This window comes from Variovorax ureilyticus (genome assembly GCF_050632185.1).
Taxonomy (GTDB): domain Bacteria; phylum Pseudomonadota; class Gammaproteobacteria; order Burkholderiales; family Burkholderiaceae_C; genus Variovorax; species Variovorax ureilyticus_A.
Genome location: NZ_CP192579.1, coordinates 3,416,976 through 3,433,629 on the forward strand (window position 1 = coordinate 3,416,976; position 16,654 = coordinate 3,433,629).

Consider the following 16,654-nt stretch of genomic DNA (forward strand, 5'->3'; position numbering starts at 1 on the left):
GGTCGTCGTCGGAGGGCCACTTCATGCGCCGCCGATGGAACTTCGCCCAACCACCGATTCCTCATCGTGGTCCGGCGACTTGCTGCTGCTGCATTTCAGCGGGTACGGCTTCCAGAAGCGTGGGGTGCCGCTGTGGCTCGTCAAGAAGGTCGGCAGCCTGCGCAAGCAATTCAGATCCTTCGGCGTGGTCTTTCACGAGCTCTTCGCTTTCGGACCGCCATGGGGCTCGGCGTTCTGGCTCAACGGGATTCAGAAGCAGATTGCACGGGAGCTCCTCGCGCTCTCCGACTTCTGGCTCACGAACCGGGAGGAATCCGCTCGCTGGCTGCTCGACCAGCGCCACGATACGCCGCATCGCGTGCTGCCGGTGTTCTCGAACGTGGGCGAACCCGACAGCATCGAGACCGAGCGCTTGCCGCGCATGGTCGTGTTCGGCAGTTCGGGCGTGCGGGCCAATGTCTATCAATGGGCCGACGGCGATATCTTCCGCCGGGCGCGAAAGGCAGGGCTCGAGATCCACGACATCGGTCCGCCGCAACAGGATCCGTCGCTGCTCCAGCGCTTTGAGCAGGAAGGCGTCGTGACGCACGGAAAGCTCTCCGTCGAAGAGGTGAGCGCGCAGCTGTCCGCCGCGGCATGCGGCGCCCTGGCCTACCCGACCGATTACGTCTCGAAGAGTGGCGTGTTCGCGGCCTATTGCGCGCACGGCATCTGCCCCGTGCTGCTGGCCAAGGAATACGGTTCGCACGACGGCCTTTTGCCGCATGTGCACTACGTCCCGGGCTTCGAGGCGCTGGATGCATCGGTATCCAGCGTTCGGGCCATTGGGCGTGAAGCGCGCAAGTGGTACGAGCCGCATCGTGTCGACGCGCATGTCGCGGCGCTGCAGGCCATGGCCGCTGAGGTGCAAAAATGAACAGCGACCTCCGGTTCCTCTGGAATTCGCGCGAACGTCCGCCGTTCGGATCGAAGCGCTGGTTGGTGGTGTGGGCCAAGCGGGCGCTTCAGTTCCGGCCACTGATGAGTCTCACGCTGCACCGGCGGAAGCTGCGCGCGCGCGGCATGGAAATCGGGACGCTGTCGGTGATCGATTCGGACGATCTGAAAGGCCCCGGCTCCAACTTCAGCATCGGCGAGCGGACTTTCATCGCGCACAACGCCGAGCTTGTCGCGCTCGAGAAGATCACCATCGGCTCGCGCGTGGTCATCAACGACCGGGTGACCGTCCTCACGGGCAGCCACCACGTCGGCGATCCGACATGGCGCCAGTTCAGGAAGCCCGTGCGCATCGAGGACTATGCGTGGATCGCCGTCGGTGCCACGATCCTGCCGGGCGTCACGATCGGCTACGGGGCGGTGGTCGGCGCCGGTGCGGTCGTGACCAAAGACGTTCCGCCGCTGGCGGTCGCGACCGGCAATCCCGCGACCGTGCGCCTCGACGTCCGCCCTCGCGACCTCGACTACGACCCGGTCATCTTTCTTGCGCCATTCGAAGCCTGGGTGGGCCGCAGCAAGGGCGCCCTCGTCACGTCGGCTGACGCCATGCCATCGCGCGACACGACGCCGATGGGCCACGAGAAGCCCACGCAATGAGCGCTGTCCTGTCATCCGCTCCGCCACGCGCCGCGAGCAGGCCTCAAACGCTGAGCCGCGCCGGGCAGCTCTTTCTGGCGGTGTTCGTCATCGTCGTTTACGAAGGAGCCGTGCGCAAATGGCTGACCTCCGCGGCATCGCTGCCGCTGGTCGGCCTGCGCGATCTCTGCGCCGCCGGGCTGGTCTTCTACGCCTGGAGGCGCGGCTACCTGCGACAGCACATAAGAATCACGGCCGCCATGTTCGCCTGGTCACTGCTGGTGTTCGGTTGGGGGCTGCTGCAGCTCGCCGCGGGCGAGAGTTCACCCCTCATCTTCATCATCGGGCTGCGCTTCTGGCTGCTCTACACCTGGTTCGCCATCGCGGCGGCGGCATCGATGAACGAAGCGGACTACCGAGCCGCTCTTCTCACAGCGGCGTGGATGATGATCATCATGGCGCCGCTCGCAGTGCTGCAGCACTACTCGCCGCCCGGGGCGCGGATCAACGCGCAGCTCGACAGTGACGACGAGGAAGGCATCTTCGTCGCGGTGGTCGGCGTGGTCCGCACCACCGGCACCTTCAGCTTCACTTCCGGCTACGCCACGTTCATGGCGCTGGTGGCACCCGCTGTCTTCGGCCTGCTGTCGGCGCGAAAGCCACGCAGCAGGCACTACCTGTTCGCAACCATGGTCTTCATCGCCTTCCTGACCGGCGCGCTGGTGAGCGGGTCCAGAACAGCCGTGATCTCGTCGGGGCTCATGTTCATGGCGTACCTGCTCGGCCGTCTGCTGTTCTCCAGGATGCAGCAGAAGCCGGCGGCCGCTGTCGGGGTCGTCATGGCGCTGGTGCTGGTCGGCATCTTCGCCGTCTTTTTCCGCGATGCGATCGACGTGACGCAGACACGCTTCGAGCAGGCGTCGGAGGCGGAAGATTTCTGGAGCCGCGTGCAGGTCATCCTGGTGGGCGAACCGCATGTGTTCGAGACCGTCAACTGGCTGGGCGGGGGTATCGGCTTCGGTTCCAACCTCGCCAACTTCGTGCGCACCGGTTCGTCCGGCTATTTCGCGCTCGCCGAATCCGAAGGCGGCCGCATTCTGCTGGAAGGCGGACTGCTCGGATTCCTCTACGTGGGTCTCAAGCTCATCGTGATCGCCATCGGCCTCTTCAAGAGCTTCAGGCTATCAATGAAGACCCATTCGCCCTTCCCGGTGCTCGTGTGGCTCACTGCCGCGCTGGCGATCATCACCTGGCCCTCCAGCGGCCAGTTGACCGCCCACGGGCTGCTCGGGATCATTTTTGCGTTCGCCCTCTTGCTGTTCCGGTTTCCGAGGCTTGAGATCTTTCCTGGACGTGCCTCGAAAACGTGAGACTGCTCCACTTCGTTCCATCGGTTGATCCACAAGGCGGCGGCCCCATCGAAGGCGTCAGGCGACTTCGGGACGCTCTGGCGGCCATCGGGCATCCAGGCGACATCCTGTGCCTGGACAGCCCCGACGCCGACTTCGTGACCGGCTTCCCCGGACAGGTGACCGCGCTGGGTCCGTCCTCGCGCGGCTACTTCTACAACGACCGGGCGGTTCCTTGGCTGGAAGCGCACGCGGCGGACTACGACGCGGTGATCGTCAACGGGCTCTGGCAATACACCGGCTTCGCGACCTGGCGGGCACTCGGCCGTTCGGCAACGCCCTACTTCGTCTACACGCACGGCATGCTGGACCCGTGGTTCAAGCGGCGCTATCCGCTCAAGCACCTGAAGAAATGGCTGTACTGGCCCTGGGCGGAGTACCGAGTGCTGCGCGACGCGGCCGCGGTGATCTTCACCTGCGAAGAGGAACGCCTTCTTGCGCGCCAGTCTTTCTGGCTCTATCGCGCCCGCGAGGTGGTCGGCTCCTACGGCACCTCGCCGCCGCCGACGAACGCGCGCGAACTGACCGCCGCATTCACCGCCTCATTCCCTGAAGTCCAGGGCAAGCGGTCGCTGCTCTACCTCGGCCGCATCCACGAGAAAAAAGGCGGCGACCTGCTCATCGAAGCCTTCGCGCAGGTGCTCGGCGACACGCCGGACCTGCACCTCGTGATGGCCGGGCCCGGCGACGACGACATCGTGAACCCGCTGAAGCGCCGCGCCGAAGAGCTCGGCATCGCGCCCAACATCACCTGGACCGGCATGCTGTCGGGCGACCTCAAGTGGGGCGCGTTCTACGCATCCGACGTGTTCTGCCTGCCCTCGCACCAGGAGAACTTCGGCATCGCGGTGGTGGAGGCGCTCGCCTGCGGCAAGCCGGTGCTCATCAGCGACAAGGTGAACATCTGGCGCGAGATCGAGCAGGACAGCGCAGGGCTGGTCGGCCCCGACACGCTGGCCGGCACCGCCCAGACCTTGCGCCGGTGGCTCTCGCTGTCGCGCACGGACGTCGCGACCATGCGCATCGCCGCGCTGCGGTGCTTCCAGGAACGCTTCCAGATCGGGCAGGTCGCGGAGACGCTGGCGCGCATCATCAGCGACCACTCGCCCGGCGCGTCGCATTTCGGCCCTCTCGAACACGCCTCGAATCAACCTCGAAACGCCGCCTGAGAGTCAATGAAGCTTCTCGTCTACGGCATCAACTTCGCACCCGAACTGACCGGCATCGGCAAGTACACAGGCGAAATGGTCGCCTGGCTTGCGGCCCAGGGGCATGACGTACGCGTCGTGACCGCGCCGCCGTACTACCCCGACTGGGCGGTCTGGCCCGGCTACAACGCGGCACGCTACGTCACGGAGAACTGGAACGGCGCGACGGTCGTCCGCACGCCGCTGTGGGTACCGCGCAAGGTCACGGGCACGCGCCGCCTTCTGCATCTCGCGAGCTTCGCGCTCTCCAGCATTCCCGCGCTGCTCGCGCAATGGCACTGGAAGCCCGATGTGGTGTGGGTCACGGAACCGCCGCTCTTCTGCTCGCCGGCGGCGCTGGCCTTCGCGCGGCTGCGTTCGGCCAAGGCGTGGCTGCACATCCAGGACTACGAAGTGGATGCCGCCTTCGAACTCGGTCTGCTCAAGGGCGAGCGCGTGCGATCGATCGTCGCATCGATGGAGCGCCGGCTCATGCGCGGCTTCGACCGCATCTCAACCATCTCGATGCGGATGATGGAGCGCGCGAGCGGCAAGGGGACCGACAGCGCACGGCTGGTCTCGCTGCCCAACTGGGCCGACGTATCGGGCATCCGGCCGCTCTCCGGCGAAAGCCCCTATCGCGCCGAGCTGGGCATCCCTTCCGATGCGGTCGTCGCGCTCTATTCGGGCAACATGGGCGCCAAGCAGGGGCTCGAGCTTCTGGCCGAAACGGCATCGCTGCTCGCCGACCACCCCGATCTCCGGTTCGTGTTCTGCGGCAACGGCGCCGGTCGCGCCGACCTCATGAAGCGCTGCGAAAAGCTCCCCAACGTGTGCTTCCTCGACTTGCAGCCGATGGAGCGGCTGGGCGATCTTCTGGGCCTCGCGGACATCCATCTGCTGCCGCAGCGCGCCGACGCGGCCGACCTCGTGATGCCATCCAAGCTCACCGGCATGCTGAGCAGCGGCAGGCCCGTGGTGGCGGGTGCCGGGCCCGAGACCGAACTGGGCCAGGTCACGGCGAAATGCGGCATCGCGGTGCCGCCGGACGACCCGAAGGCCTTTGCCGACGCGGTGCGCTTGCTTGCCTCGCAACCGGAACGCCGGCGCGAACTCGGCATCCACGCGCGTACCTATGCGGAAGAGAACTTCGACCGCGACGCGGTGCTCAGGCAATTCGAGCGCGATCTGCAGGCCTGCGTGGCAGAAACGCGCCGCTGAACCAGCTCGGGGCGCGAGCGACGGCGGCCGCGCCGCCACCCGATCACTGGGATCACTGCTCTTCGGGCAGGATGCTTTCGTAGTTGTAGTGGGTGTAGCGATAGCGGCCGTACTTCGTCGCTGCCAACGACCGGCGGCCGAGATTCATCGCATTCAGCAGCACGCCGGTCGCTGACTTGCCGCTCATCGCGAGACGGCGCGTGCTTTCCTTGATCTCGCCCATGGTCGTCAGGTCGGCCCGCGCCACGAGCAGCACCGTGCCCGCATGCGCAGCCACGGTGCTCGTGTCCGCAGCGACGAGCACCGGCGGCGTATCGATCACCACGAGGTCGTACTGCTCCGACAGGCGCTCGAGCGCGGTCTTGAACGAATCCGACACCAGCAGTTCGGCCGGGTTCGGCGGCAACTGGCCGGTCGCGAGGAAGTCCAGGTTCTGGACCACCTGGCGGTGCACGGTCTGCTGGATGGTCAGGCTGCCCGCGATCAGTTCGGAAAGACCGCCGTGCCGCTGCAGCCCCAGGTACTGGTGCGTGTGCCCGCGGCGCAGGTCCGCATCGATCAGCAGCGTACGGCGCCCGGCCGCCGCCATCAGCGCGGCGAAGTTCGCCGACACGAAGCTCTTGCCGACACCCGGCGTGGGGCCGGTGATCAGCACGCGGTTGTTGGGCGACTCGAGCATCGCGAACTGCATCGCCGTACGAAGACTTCGCAGGCTTTCCACCGAGGGATCGTCGGGGTTCTCGATCGCCAGCAGGCGCACGCCGGTGGCGCCGCTCAGACGCCGCTTGGCGATCGCATCCTGGTTCGAGCTCACCGGAATGGACGAGAACACCGGGAGGCCGCTGTTGACCTCGACCTCGTGCGGATCGCGGATGCGGCGTTCGACGAACGCATTGCGCAGGAAAGCCGCGACCACGCCGAGGAACAGACCCAGCGCCAACGCGGCGCCGATGATGACCTTCCGGTTCGGCTTGATCGGATAGAGCGGCAAGACGGCCTCGTCGAGCACGCGGACGTTGCCCACCTTGCCCTCCTTCACCAGCCGCAGCTGCAGCGCGTTGTTGAGCAGCGACTGGTACAGCTCGGTGTTCACCTTCACGTCGCGCTCCATGCGCACCGCTTCCTGCTGCACCTCGGGCAGCTGCTTGATGCGCTGCTGGGTTTCGGCCAGATCGCTCTTGAGCGCGGCGATCTGCGCATCCAACGTTTGGACCAGCGGGTGGTTGGAGGTGAAGCGCGCCTCGAGCTCGCGCCGGCGCTGCTGGGCGTCGAGCAGCTTGGTCTGGCGATCCACCGATTGCGCCAGCGCGATCGTGGCGGCCTGGCTGAAGTCCACCGTGCCTTTCTGGTTGCGGTAGCGGTTGTAGGCATCTTCGGAGGCTTCGAGCTGCTTCTTGAACTGCGGCAACTGCACGTCGAGGAACGCGAGCGTCTTCTGCGCTTCCGCCGCCTTGCGTTCGATGTTCTGCTGCACGTACTCCGCGCCCACCGCATTCAGCACGCGCACGAGCTTGTGCGGGTCGGTGTCCTGCCGCGACACGTTGATGATCCCCGACGCCTTGCCGCGCTCGTACACGTTCAGGCTGTTCTGGAGCCCGATGATGGCTGGCAGCTTGGGCTGCGCCTGAAGATTGAATTCAGCACCGGACTTGCCCGCGAGCTCGGAGACCATCAGCTCGATGGGACCCCGGGTGCTGGTGGCTTTCAGCGTCGTGCCGACCGTCCCGGTCAGCGGTTCGGTCAGGCCAGGCCCTGACAGCGCATAGCGCCCGCCGTCCTTCGCGGTGATGATGAATCCCGCGCCCTCGAGCGACTCCGGCACGTTGAACTTCGTGACCTCGATGCGTTCCTGGCCGGACACGTAGCCGCCTTGGCCGAGGAAGCCCGGATCCGAAAGACCGGTCGAGCGCCGCGCGAGCCAGCCGCCGATATAGGGGATGTACCGGGGCGTGGCGGTGACGAAAAGGTTGGCCGCCTCGGCCGCCTGCGCCGCGATCATCCGCGAGCGGAGAATTTCGATTTCCGCGCTGGCGGGCGCTTTCACGTCGACCAGCCCGCTCGCTTCGGCCAGGGCGCCCTTGCCGGCGCCGCCCTCCGGGCTCTCGACCTGGATGACCATGCCAGCCTCGTACACGGGCCTTTCGAGTAACGCATAGATGAACCCGGCCACGAAGACCATCAGCGTGATCCCGGCGATCAACCATTTGTTGGCCTGCAGCACCTCGAGGTATCGACCGATGTCGAATTCCTCTTCCTCCGGCGTTTCGAATGCGCTGGAACTGGGCTTGGGGGTGAGCGTGGAGTTCATTAACTGGATACTCTGGAAATGCGTTTGGCCCACTGCTGGGCGCCCTCCTCGATGAGGGCCAGCGACCGCTTGAACGAGTCCCGGCCGGCGCGGTATGGATCAAACACGTCGTGATCGCCGAACTCGCCGAGACGGAAGACCTTGCCGATCGCGAACTGATAGCGCTGCTCGACCGCGCGGCGCTGCTCACGGTCCATGACCAGGATCAGATCCGCGTGCTGGCACATCTCCGCGTCGAGTTGCCGCGCCTGGTGATCGGCGATGTCGATGCCGCGCTCTTCCATCAGCTCACGGGCAATGGGGTCGGCCGGCTTGCCGACGAGGGCCTCGAGCCCGGCGGAAGTGACTTGCGCATGAGGCAGCGCGGCACCGAACAGCCCTGCCGCCATCGGGCTTCGGCAGATGTTCCCCAGACAGACGACGAGGACGTTGCGGATGGTCACGATCAGACGGTTATTGGTTGGTACCCGGCCTGACGACCCCGCGGTAGGAGGTCCAGGTCGTCGCGGTCGGCAGGATCAGGTTGAGCACGCGGTTCCAACGAACCAGTTGCACCGGATCGACGTAGACCACGTCCTTGGCACGCAGCGCAAATCCATCCGCCATCGCAATGGCCGTTGGCGTCTTCGCATCGAGATGGAAGATCGATTGGCCGCCCGTCGGCTCGTTGCGGATCACGAAGATCTGCAGCGGATTGGCGGTGTTGAGGTTCACACCGCCCGCCTCCACCAGCGCATCGCTCAGGCTGAGACGGCCGTTGCGCATCGGCACGCCGAGCTGCTGATTCACTTCGCCGAAGACGGCGACCTTGTTCTCGTCGCGACCCCGGAAATACAGCAGGTCGCCCGGCTTGAGAGGGACCCGACTGGGATCGATGCCCGCATCTGCCATCGCGATCAGGTTCAGTTGCATCGTCTTGCCGTCTCGCGTGAGGTCGATGGCGGACCGATCGCCGTTGGTGGTCAAGCCCCCGGCCCTGTTGATCGCCTCCGCCAGCGTCATCGGGATGTCGCTGAACACGATCACGCCGGGCGTACGCACTTCGCCTTCCAGATACGCGCGCTTGCTGCGGAACGAGTTGACGCGCACGCTGAGCTGCGGATCACGGAAGACACGCGAAAGACGCTTGATGAGCGCCTGCTCCACTTCGTCGATCGTCAGGCCGCTCACGTTCAGCGTGCCCGCATACGGAAAACTCAACTGCCCGGTCGAAGACACGATGTAGCCGGGCGCCGCGGACACGCTGCCGATATCGCCGCCTCCGGTGGAGGGCGGCGTGCTGTAAACGATTTCAGGGTGTTCCAGCACCAGGATGCCCAGCACGTCACCCGGGCCGATCCGGTACGGGCCGATCTCGCCGATCAACTTTCTCACCTCGGGGCCGACGGTCGATTGCGCCGTCGCGGCGCGCTGTGCGTGAATCAGTTCGGGCGTGATCTCGGTGATCGCGCCCGCCGGCGGCGGATCGATCTCGCTCGTGGAGAAACCCGAGGGCGAAACAGCCTTGGCGGCGTCACCGCTCGCCGAGGTGAAGCCCGGCCCGAGCGGCGCGCAGCCTTGGACCAGCAAAGCGGCCGCCGCCAGGCAAGTGGCATGAAGGAGATAACGTTTCAAAACCGACCCCGCATCGTGACCCCGAAATGAATACTTTTGCAAACAGTTACGACTGTACCTCAGGAAACGTAGCGACTCAAACCCTTTCTTGGCTTAGAGCGTAAGGTGGATCAAGACCTACGAGACACTACGCCCAAAGACTTCACAAAAAGGAGGAATTTGCCAACACCCAACCGTTGCCCGAAGCCTGCCCTTCGATCCGATGCTACAAATTCAGGAGCATCCAGGTCGTGCCCAACATGGGCGATTCAGGGACTCTCGGTCTGCGCGGCGCGCTTCCACGCGGCGGACGCCTGATCGGCATCATCGCGCGCTTCGGCGAGTTGGGCGAGCGCCTGCCAGTGCCCGCCGGTGCAAGTCGGCGTCCTGTAAGCCAAGCCCTGCCTGTGTGAGCAACTGTTGCGCCTTGCCCCACAACTGGCGCTTCATGCAGGCCATGCCTGCGAGGTACTGCAGATTGGCGTCGCGCGGGTTGTTGCGTTGAGCGGACTCGATGCGGGAAAGCCAGTCCGCATCCACCGAATCGAGCCCTGCTTCGAGTGCGCGCACCAGCTTGACGCGCAGCGACTCGCCGAGACTTTGGGGCTGCTGGATCATCCGCTCCCAGACCGGCAGCAACCACGCACGTGCGACCGACAGATCGCCGCGCAGCGTGACCATGCGTTGGGCAGCATGAATCGCGACCTCCGGAATTTCGCGTTCCGACGCCTCGAACTCGTTCCACGCCCTCAGAAGCTGTGCCGGGTCGTGCGCTCCCGACAGCAAGTCGGTCGCGAGGCCGCGCACGATGCTCCGCGCGCCCGATTCCGAGAATGCACGGTGCTTCGCGAGAAGACGCGCGGTTTCCAGCGCCTCCAGCGTCCGATGGTCCTGCCGGGCAGCCTTCAGGCGGATGCGCAGGGCCAACGTGCGCCGCTGCGCGCCCTGCGGCAATTCCTCGAGACGGGCGAGCGCGCCCGGCGCATCGCGATCGTCAAGCGCCCAGCGCGCAGCTCGCAACTGCACGCCCTCGCGGGTTTCAGGCGTCGCCATGGCGCCGCGCTCCGCGCTCTCATTGAGCGCCTGCTGCAGATGTGCATCGCGCGCGGGCTTGTCCTGCAGCGCTTGCGCGCTCTCCGCCGCCAGCAGATGCGCCATCACGCGGACCTGCGGCGCCGCCGGGAGACGGGCATCGAGCGCGGCCAGCGCTCTCTCCTGCACCAGCGCAGCGAGCGCCGCCTTGCGGGCACGCGAGAAACGTCCCGCGAGCAATTGCACCGCGGCATCGAGGAGCGACGCATGCAGGGCGCGCTCCTTCTGCTGGAGCCGCCATTGCCGCGCCTGCTTCGGCAGCGAGAACAGGGCCGACAGGCCACGCAGCGCCAGGTGCAGGAATACGAACGCCGCGAACAGCAGGAGCAGCGCGAGATTCAGCGACAGATCGACCCGCCACGGCGGCCAGAAGACGGTGATCGTCCCCTGGTTGTTGCCCGCGAACAGCGCAACGGCGGCCGCGATGCCGAACAGTGCGAGTAACCAGAGGGCCGCGCGCATGGTCGCTAGCGCCCGGCCGCGGCCGTCGCCAGGGCCGCGAGGGTTTCGTCGATCCGCGGCGGCTCGGTGGACTTCACCTGCGCCTGGATCTGCTGGAGCAGCGTGGCCGCGGCCTGCACGCGGCGCGAGGCCGGGTCGAAGTAGCGATTGAGCGATGCCGACACCGACGCGAGTTCGCCGCGCGCGGTTTCGACCTGGCGCGAGAGGATCGACAGGCGCGCGTTGAGCAGCTTGAGCTTCAGGTTCTCGCGCAGGAAGAAGGTCTGGTCCGGCGTGAGCAGCACCGCCTCGGGCCGATCGATGCGGCCCACGCGCAGCAGCGAGCGCGCCTCGCCACGCACCATCAGCAGGAAGCGCTCCCACCACGGCGCACCGGGCGGCACGGGCTCGGCCTGGAGCGAATTGCCGCTTCCACGCATCGCGACCGCGTTGACCACGGGCAGCTCATCGAGGCCGCGAATCAGTTCGTCGATCTTCTGCAGCGCCTCGCCCACATCTGCACTGGCGGACGCGCGCAGCCGGTCGGCGTCGTGCAGCATGGCGCGCTGCAAGGGCGCCAGCCTCGGCTGCGAGGCGCGCGCGATACGCTGCTCGCCGGCCTTCAGCGTCGCCAGAAGCGGCTGGACATTGCCCGTCACCTGTGCCTGCTGCAACGCGGTGCGCACGGCGGCTTCGATGTCGACCACGAGGTTCTCGTCGCGCGATCGCGAGAGGCTTTGCATGAGTTCTTCGAGCTGCGACCGCTGGAGCACGACTTCGTTGACGCGCGTTTCGGCCAGCGCAAGCCGGGCGTCGGTGTTGCGCACGACTTCCTGCGCCTGGCGCGCGAGGGTGCGGGCTTCGAGCGATTGCGCGAGGGCATCCGCGCTCTGCCGCGCGAGTTGCTCCTGCATGCCGCTGACCTTCTGCCACAGCGCGATCGAGATCACGAGCGCAACGAGCGCGACGATCGCCAGGACCCCGATCAGCAACCTGGACAGCAAGGCGGCCGCGGCGGCAGGGCCGGCCATCGCGGCGGCAGGCGCTGCAGCGCGCCCCGCGGAATCCGGCGCAGGCTCGATCAAGACGGAAGCGTCGCTCATGCGAAGGATTCTATCGACGCCACCAACGACGACAGGGACGGTGGCGACACACGCACGCGGCCGAAACCCGCTGTGCGGGCGGCTTGCGCGATGCGCTCGTGCGTGGCGACCGCGGCTGCGGCATGCCAATCGATCGCGGGCGCCAGCGCGCGCAGATTCGCGACGGCTTCCGAGCTGCTGAACAGCCAGACGGCAGAGCCGTCGGCGGCTTTGGAAATCATGCGCCGCTCTTCATTGCCGAAGGTGGGCACGAGGCGCCGGTAGACCGCCACCGCATCGCAAGCTCCCCTGCGTCGGCGATCTCGCGCGCCAGCCACTCGCGCCCCGTGGCCCGACCGCATGCATCGCCGCCCCGAACGATCAGGACTCGAACGCCGGGACGCACCTGCGTGCGGACCAGCGCCCAGAGCGCCTCGGAGTCGAACCGGGCCGCATCGGCCGCGGGCGCGTCGATCGACGATGCGGGCACACCGGCCTCGCGCAGCCCCCGCACGGTGCCAGGGCCGGTCGCCCAGAAGCGGCCATGCGCGGCGGCTTCGACGTTCGCGCCAGGAAAGAAGAAATGCGCAGCCGCCGCCGCGCTCACGAACATCAGGGCGTCGTAGTCGGAGATCCGCTGCCACGCTGCTTCGATGGGCTTCCGGTCCTCGAGCGGTGCGATCTCGATCAACGGCAATGCGATCGCATCGAGTCCCGCGTGACGCAGATCGTCCACCCACCGTGAGGCCTCGCGCGCGGGACGAGTGACGATCACGCGCCGTGGCGCCATCTCAGCGCGCACCGCCCGCGCGCAACAGGCCGGCGGCGCTGTCACCCAATGCACCGGCCTGCGCGAAGTCCGCCACGCTCATCTGCACATGCACCCGCACCAGCGGCGAGGCGCCTTCCGGGTCGCCCCATGCGGCATCGATGCGCAGACCACCTTCCGGTCGCCACCGCGCGTGCGCGGCCAGCGGCATCGAGCAACTGCCGCCCATGGCGCGGCTCACCGCGCGCTCGGCGGCCGTGGCGAGCCAGTCGGATCGGTTCGTCAATGGCGCGAGGAGTTCGAGCAGGTCCGTGCGGTCCGCGCGCACCTCGATGCCCAACGCGCCCTGCCCGGCCGCGGGCAGCATCGCATCGGGTTCGAAGACCTGGCGGATGCGGTCTCCCAGGCCGAGCCGCTTGAGGCCCGCCGCGGCCAGCACGATGGCGTCGTATTGGCCTTCGTCGAGCTTGCGCAGACGGGTGTCGAGATTGCCGCGCAGCGGTTCGATGCGCAGGTCGGGCCGCAGCGAGCGCAGCAGTACCACGCGCCGCAGGCTGGAGGTGCCGACCACCGCGCCCTGCGGCAAGGCGTCGAGCGAGTGGAAGCGCGCCGAGACGAGCGCATCGCGCGGGTCTTCGCGCTCCAGCACACAAGCCAGCGCGAAGCCCTCGGGCAGATCCATCGGAACATCCTTGAGCGAATGCACCGCGATGTCGGCGCGGCCCTCCTCGAGCGCGAGTTCGAGCTCCTTGACAAAGAGCCCCTTGCCGCCGACCTTGCTGAGGGAGCGGTCCAGAATCTGGTCGCCGCGCGTCGTCATGCCCAGAAGGCGGACCGCATGGCCCCGCTTTTGCAGCAGGGCCTGCACGTGCTCCGCTTGCCACATCGCAAGACGGCTTTCGCGAGTGGCGATCACGATGTTGCTCAAGACCGTTCCATTGAGAATGAAGTACCGCCAGAATGCTAGCATGTTGCGCCGCAGCAACGTTCGCCGCAGGCCTATTCGACGAGGAGAAGATTCGAGATGAAGACGAGCCCCGCCCCGGCCGCCCCCAGGCGCAAAGCCAACGACGAAGACCTGCCACTGATTGCCGACATCCGCCTGCTCGGGCGCATCCTCGGCGACGTGATCCGAGAACAGGAGGGCGAGGCAGCGTACGCGCTGGTGGAAAAGATCCGCACGCTCTCGGTGTCATTCCGCCGCGATGCCGACCATGCCGCCGACCGCGCGCTCAAGAACCTGCTCAAGGGCCTGAGCGCGGCCGAGACGGTGAGCGTGATCCGCGCCTTCACCTACTTCAGCCATCTGGCCAACCTGGCCGAGGACCGGCACCAGATCCGCCGCCACACAGAGGCCGAGCGCGCCGGCGTCAGCGCCGAAGGCAGCCTGGAGACCGCGCTCGCGCGCATCCGCAAGGCGGGCATCAAGCCGGAGGCCGTCGTGGAATCGCTCGCGCACAGCTATCTCTCGCCGGTACTCACCGCGCATCCGACCGAAGTGCAGCGCAAGAGCATCCTCGATGCGGAGCGCGCGATCGCCCAGCTGCTCGCGGCGCGCGACGAGATCGCGCTGCACCAGCTCGCCTTCGCGGGCAGGAAGGACGCGCTGACGCCGGTCGAATACGAGGAGAACGAAAAGCAACTGCGCACCCGCGTCACGCAGCTCTGGCAGACGCGGCTGCTGCGCTTCTCCAAGCTCACCGTCGCCGACGAGATCGAAAACGCGCTGAGCTACTACGAAGCCACTTTCCTGCGCGAGATTCCGCGGGTCTATGCGGCACTGGAAAAGTCCCTTGCCGAGGGCGGCAACGTCCCCGCGGTGGCGCCATTCCTGCGCATGGGCCAGTGGATCGGCGGCGATCGCGACGGCAATCCCAACGTCACCGCCGAGACGCTCGAATACGCGCTGCGCCGCCAGGCCGAACTGGCGCTGCGCCACTACCTGACCGAAGTGCACTACCTCGGCGGCGAGCTCTCGCTTTCGGCCACGCTGGTCGACGTGTCGGTGGAAATGCAGGCGCTGGCCGAACGTTCGCCCGACAAGAACGAGCATCGCGCGGACGAACCCTATCGCCTCGCACTCACGGGCATGTATTCGCGACTCGCGGCCACGCTGCGCGATCTCACCGGCGGCCAGGCCGCGCGCCATGCGGTACCGCCGCAGAACCCCTATCTGCACGCCGAGGAATTCCTCGCCGATCTGCACACCATCGAGGAATCGCTGGTCGACCAGCACGGGGCGGTGCTCGCGGCGCAGCGGCTGCATCCGCTGATCCGCGCAGTGGAAGTGTTCGGCTTCCATCTCGCGACGGTGGACCTGCGCCAGAGCTCCGACAAGCACGAAGCCGTGGTGGCGGAGCTGCTCGCGACCGCGCGCATCGAGCCCGACTACGCCTCGCTCGCCGAAGAGGCCAAGCAGACGCTGCTGCTGCGCCTTCTCGACGACGCGCGCCCGCTGCGCGTGCCCGATGCGGACTACTCTCCATTGGCGAAGAGCGAACTCGCCATCTTCGCCGCCGCACGCAGCGCGCGTGCGCGCTTCGGCGCGGCCGCGATCCGGCACTACATCATCAGCCACACCAAAACGGTGAGCGATCTGCTCGAAGCGCTGCTGCTGCAGAAGGAAGTCGGCCTGCTGCGCGGTACGCTCGCCGAGAACGCGACCTGCGACCTGATCGTCGTGCCGCTGTTCGAAACCATCGAGGACTTGCGCAATGCCGCGCCGATCGTGCGCGCCTTCTACGCACTGCCGGGCATCCACGCGCTCATCCAACGCTCGGGTGCCGAGCAGGACGTGATGCTCGGCTACAGCGACAGCAACAAGGACGGCGGCATCTTCACCAGCAACTGGGAGCTCTATCGCGCAGGCCTCGCGCTGGTGGCGCTGTTCGACGAGCTCAATGCCGAGAGCCGCGTGCCGAGTCCCGCGCAGGGCCGCCCCAAGCGGGCGAGCACCCCTCGGGGGGCAGCGAGGACGCGTCAGCGCCGAGCGCGGGGGCCCCCATCCGCCTGCGCATGTTCCATGGCCGCGGCGGCACGGTGGGCCGGGGCGGCGGACCGAGCTACCAGGCGATCCTCGCGCAGCCGCCGGGCACGGTGCGCGGACAGATCCGGCTGACCGAACAGGGCGAGGTGATCGGCTCGAAGTACGCCAATCCCGAGATCGGCCGGCGCAATCTCGAAACGCTGGTCGCGGCCACGCTGGAGGCGACCCTGCTGCCGAGCGCGAAGGCCGCTCCGGGCACCTTCATGGCCGCCGCCGCGGAACTGTCGGCGGCGAGCATGGCGGCCTACCGCGCGCTGGTGTACGAGACCCCCAATTTCGGCGACTACTTCTTCAGCGCGACGCCGATCCGCGAGATCGCCGAACTCAACATCGGCTCCCGGCCCGCATCGCGCAACCCGAGCCGAAGCATCGAGGACCTGCGCGCGGTGCCGTGGAGCTTCAGCTGGGGCCAGTGCCGGCTGACGCTGCCGGGCTGGTACGGCTTCGGCTCGGCGATCGAGAAGTTCTTGGCCAGCGCCGGCAGCCCCGCCGCGCGCAAGGAGCGGCAGGCGCTGCTGCAGCGCATGTACGCGCAGTGGCCCTTCTTCCGTACCCTGCTGTCGAACATGGACATGGTGCTCGCCAAGAGCGACCTCGCGCTGGCCTCGCGCTATTCCGAACTGGTCGCCGACCGCAAGCTGCGGCAGAAGGTGTTCTCGATGATCGACGCCGAATGGCATCGCACCTCGGAGGCGCTGACGCTCATCACGGGCGAGAAGCAACGCCTCGAGGGCAACGCGGAGATGCAGCGCTCGATCCGCCACCGCTTCCCGTACATCGATCCGCTGCACCACCTGCAGGTGGAGCTGATGCGGCGCTATCGCGCGGGCCAGATCGACGAACGACTCCGGAGCGGCATCCACATGTCGATCAACGGCGTGGCCGCCGGATTGAGGAATACGGGCTGAAGAACCGTGCCAGGGCACCCGCGGAA

Annotated in this window: 12 protein-coding genes and 2 pseudogenes; 6 read left to right on the top strand and 8 right to left on the bottom strand. The window is 67.1% G+C overall.

Annotated features, from left to right (window positions below; translation table 11 throughout):
- Positions 1-34: 34 nt before the first annotated feature.
- The 5 genes from ACQ858_RS16835 to ACQ858_RS16855 are packed head-to-tail and all read left to right on the top strand — an operon-like array spanning position 35 to position 5,389.
- Positions 35-916 carry a hypothetical protein gene (locus ACQ858_RS16835; protein WP_431273794.1) on the top strand — a complete coding sequence of 294 codons (882 nt, stop codon included), beginning with the start codon at positions 35-37 and terminating at the stop codon, positions 914-916.
- Positions 913-1,593: an acyltransferase gene (locus ACQ858_RS16840; RefSeq protein ID WP_431273795.1), complete on the top strand. Its 681-nt coding sequence runs from the start codon at positions 913-915 to the stop codon at positions 1,591-1,593. The genes ACQ858_RS16835 and ACQ858_RS16840 overlap by 4 nt, the downstream gene beginning before the upstream one ends.
- A complete protein-coding gene (locus ACQ858_RS16845; RefSeq protein WP_431273796.1) occupies positions 1,590-2,942 on the top strand; it encodes a hypothetical protein in 1,353 nt (450 codons plus the stop codon). Before ACQ858_RS16840 ends, ACQ858_RS16845 begins: the two co-directional genes overlap by 4 nt.
- Positions 2,939-4,150 carry a glycosyltransferase gene (locus ACQ858_RS16850; RefSeq protein ID WP_431273797.1) on the top strand — a complete coding sequence of 404 codons (1,212 nt, stop codon included), beginning with the start codon at positions 2,939-2,941 and terminating at the stop codon, positions 4,148-4,150. The genes ACQ858_RS16845 and ACQ858_RS16850 overlap by 4 nt, the downstream gene beginning before the upstream one ends.
- Before the next feature lie 6 nt (positions 4,151-4,156).
- Positions 4,157-5,389 carry a glycosyltransferase WbuB gene (locus ACQ858_RS16855; protein WP_431273798.1) on the top strand — a complete coding sequence of 411 codons (1,233 nt, stop codon included), beginning with the start codon at positions 4,157-4,159 and terminating at the stop codon, positions 5,387-5,389.
- 52 nt (positions 5,390-5,441) lie between these two features.
- On the opposite strand, the gene ACQ858_RS16860 is transcribed toward ACQ858_RS16855, so the two are convergent.
- The 8 genes and pseudogenes from ACQ858_RS16860 to hemC form a co-directional block, all read right to left on the bottom strand.
- Positions 5,442-7,730: a polysaccharide biosynthesis tyrosine autokinase gene (locus ACQ858_RS16860; RefSeq protein WP_431273799.1), complete on the bottom strand. Its 2,289-nt coding sequence runs from the start codon at positions 7,728-7,730 to the stop codon at positions 5,442-5,444.
- Positions 7,697-8,086 carry a low molecular weight protein-tyrosine-phosphatase gene (locus tag ACQ858_RS16865; protein ID WP_431276885.1) on the bottom strand — a complete coding sequence of 130 codons (390 nt, stop codon included), beginning with the start codon at positions 8,084-8,086 and terminating at the stop codon, positions 7,697-7,699. Before ACQ858_RS16865 ends, ACQ858_RS16860 begins: the two co-directional genes overlap by 34 nt.
- A gap of 64 nt (positions 8,087-8,150) precedes the next feature.
- Positions 8,151-9,266: a polysaccharide biosynthesis/export family protein gene (locus ACQ858_RS16870; protein WP_431273800.1), complete on the bottom strand. Its 1,116-nt coding sequence runs from the start codon at positions 9,264-9,266 to the stop codon at positions 8,151-8,153.
- Positions 9,267-9,559: 293 nt separating this feature from the next.
- Positions 9,560-10,844: pseudogene (locus tag ACQ858_RS16875) on the bottom strand (heme biosynthesis protein HemY).
- Between the two features lie 5 nt (positions 10,845-10,849).
- Positions 10,850-11,926: a uroporphyrinogen-III C-methyltransferase gene (locus ACQ858_RS16880; RefSeq protein WP_431273801.1), complete on the bottom strand. Its 1,077-nt coding sequence runs from the start codon at positions 11,924-11,926 to the stop codon at positions 10,850-10,852.
- Positions 11,923-12,177, bottom strand: coding sequence for a hypothetical protein (locus ACQ858_RS16885; RefSeq protein ID WP_431273802.1), 255 nt, complete (start codon positions 12,175-12,177; stop codon positions 11,923-11,925). Before ACQ858_RS16885 ends, ACQ858_RS16880 begins: the two co-directional genes overlap by 4 nt.
- On the bottom strand, positions 12,144-12,680 hold the full coding sequence (locus ACQ858_RS16890) for a uroporphyrinogen-III synthase (protein ID WP_431273803.1): 537 nt from the start codon (positions 12,678-12,680) through the stop codon (positions 12,144-12,146). The genes ACQ858_RS16885 and ACQ858_RS16890 overlap by 34 nt, the downstream gene beginning before the upstream one ends.
- Positions 12,681-12,696: 16 nt before the next feature.
- Positions 12,697-13,644, bottom strand: coding sequence for a hydroxymethylbilane synthase (hemC, locus tag ACQ858_RS16895; RefSeq protein ID WP_431273804.1), 948 nt, complete (start codon positions 13,642-13,644; stop codon positions 12,697-12,699).
- Positions 13,645-13,698: 54 nt separating this feature from the next.
- On the opposite strand from hemC, the pseudogene ACQ858_RS16900 reads away from it, so the two are divergent.
- Positions 13,699-16,628: pseudogene (locus ACQ858_RS16900) on the top strand (phosphoenolpyruvate carboxylase).
- Positions 16,629-16,654: the final 26 nt, after the last annotated feature.

Coding starts and splice junctions, on each gene's coding strand:
- ACQ858_RS16835 (WP_431273794.1), top strand. CDS start 35: ATGGAACTTCGCCCAACCACCGATTCCTCATCGTGGTCCGGCGACTTG.
- ACQ858_RS16840 (WP_431273795.1), top strand. CDS start 913: ATGAACAGCGACCTCCGGTTCCTCTGGAATTCGCGCGAACGTCCGCCG.
- ACQ858_RS16845 (WP_431273796.1), top strand. CDS start 1,590: ATGAGCGCTGTCCTGTCATCCGCTCCGCCACGCGCCGCGAGCAGGCCT.
- ACQ858_RS16855 (WP_431273798.1), top strand. CDS start 4,157: ATGAAGCTTCTCGTCTACGGCATCAACTTCGCACCCGAACTGACCGGC.
- ACQ858_RS16865 (WP_431276885.1), bottom strand. CDS start 8,086: ATGGCGGCAGGGCTGTTCGGTGCCGCGCTGCCTCATGCGCAAGTCACT.
- ACQ858_RS16880 (WP_431273801.1), bottom strand. CDS start 11,926: ATGAGCGACGCTTCCGTCTTGATCGAGCCTGCGCCGGATTCCGCGGGG.
- hemC (WP_431273804.1), bottom strand. CDS start 13,644: ATGCTAGCATTCTGGCGGTACTTCATTCTCAATGGAACGGTCTTGAGC.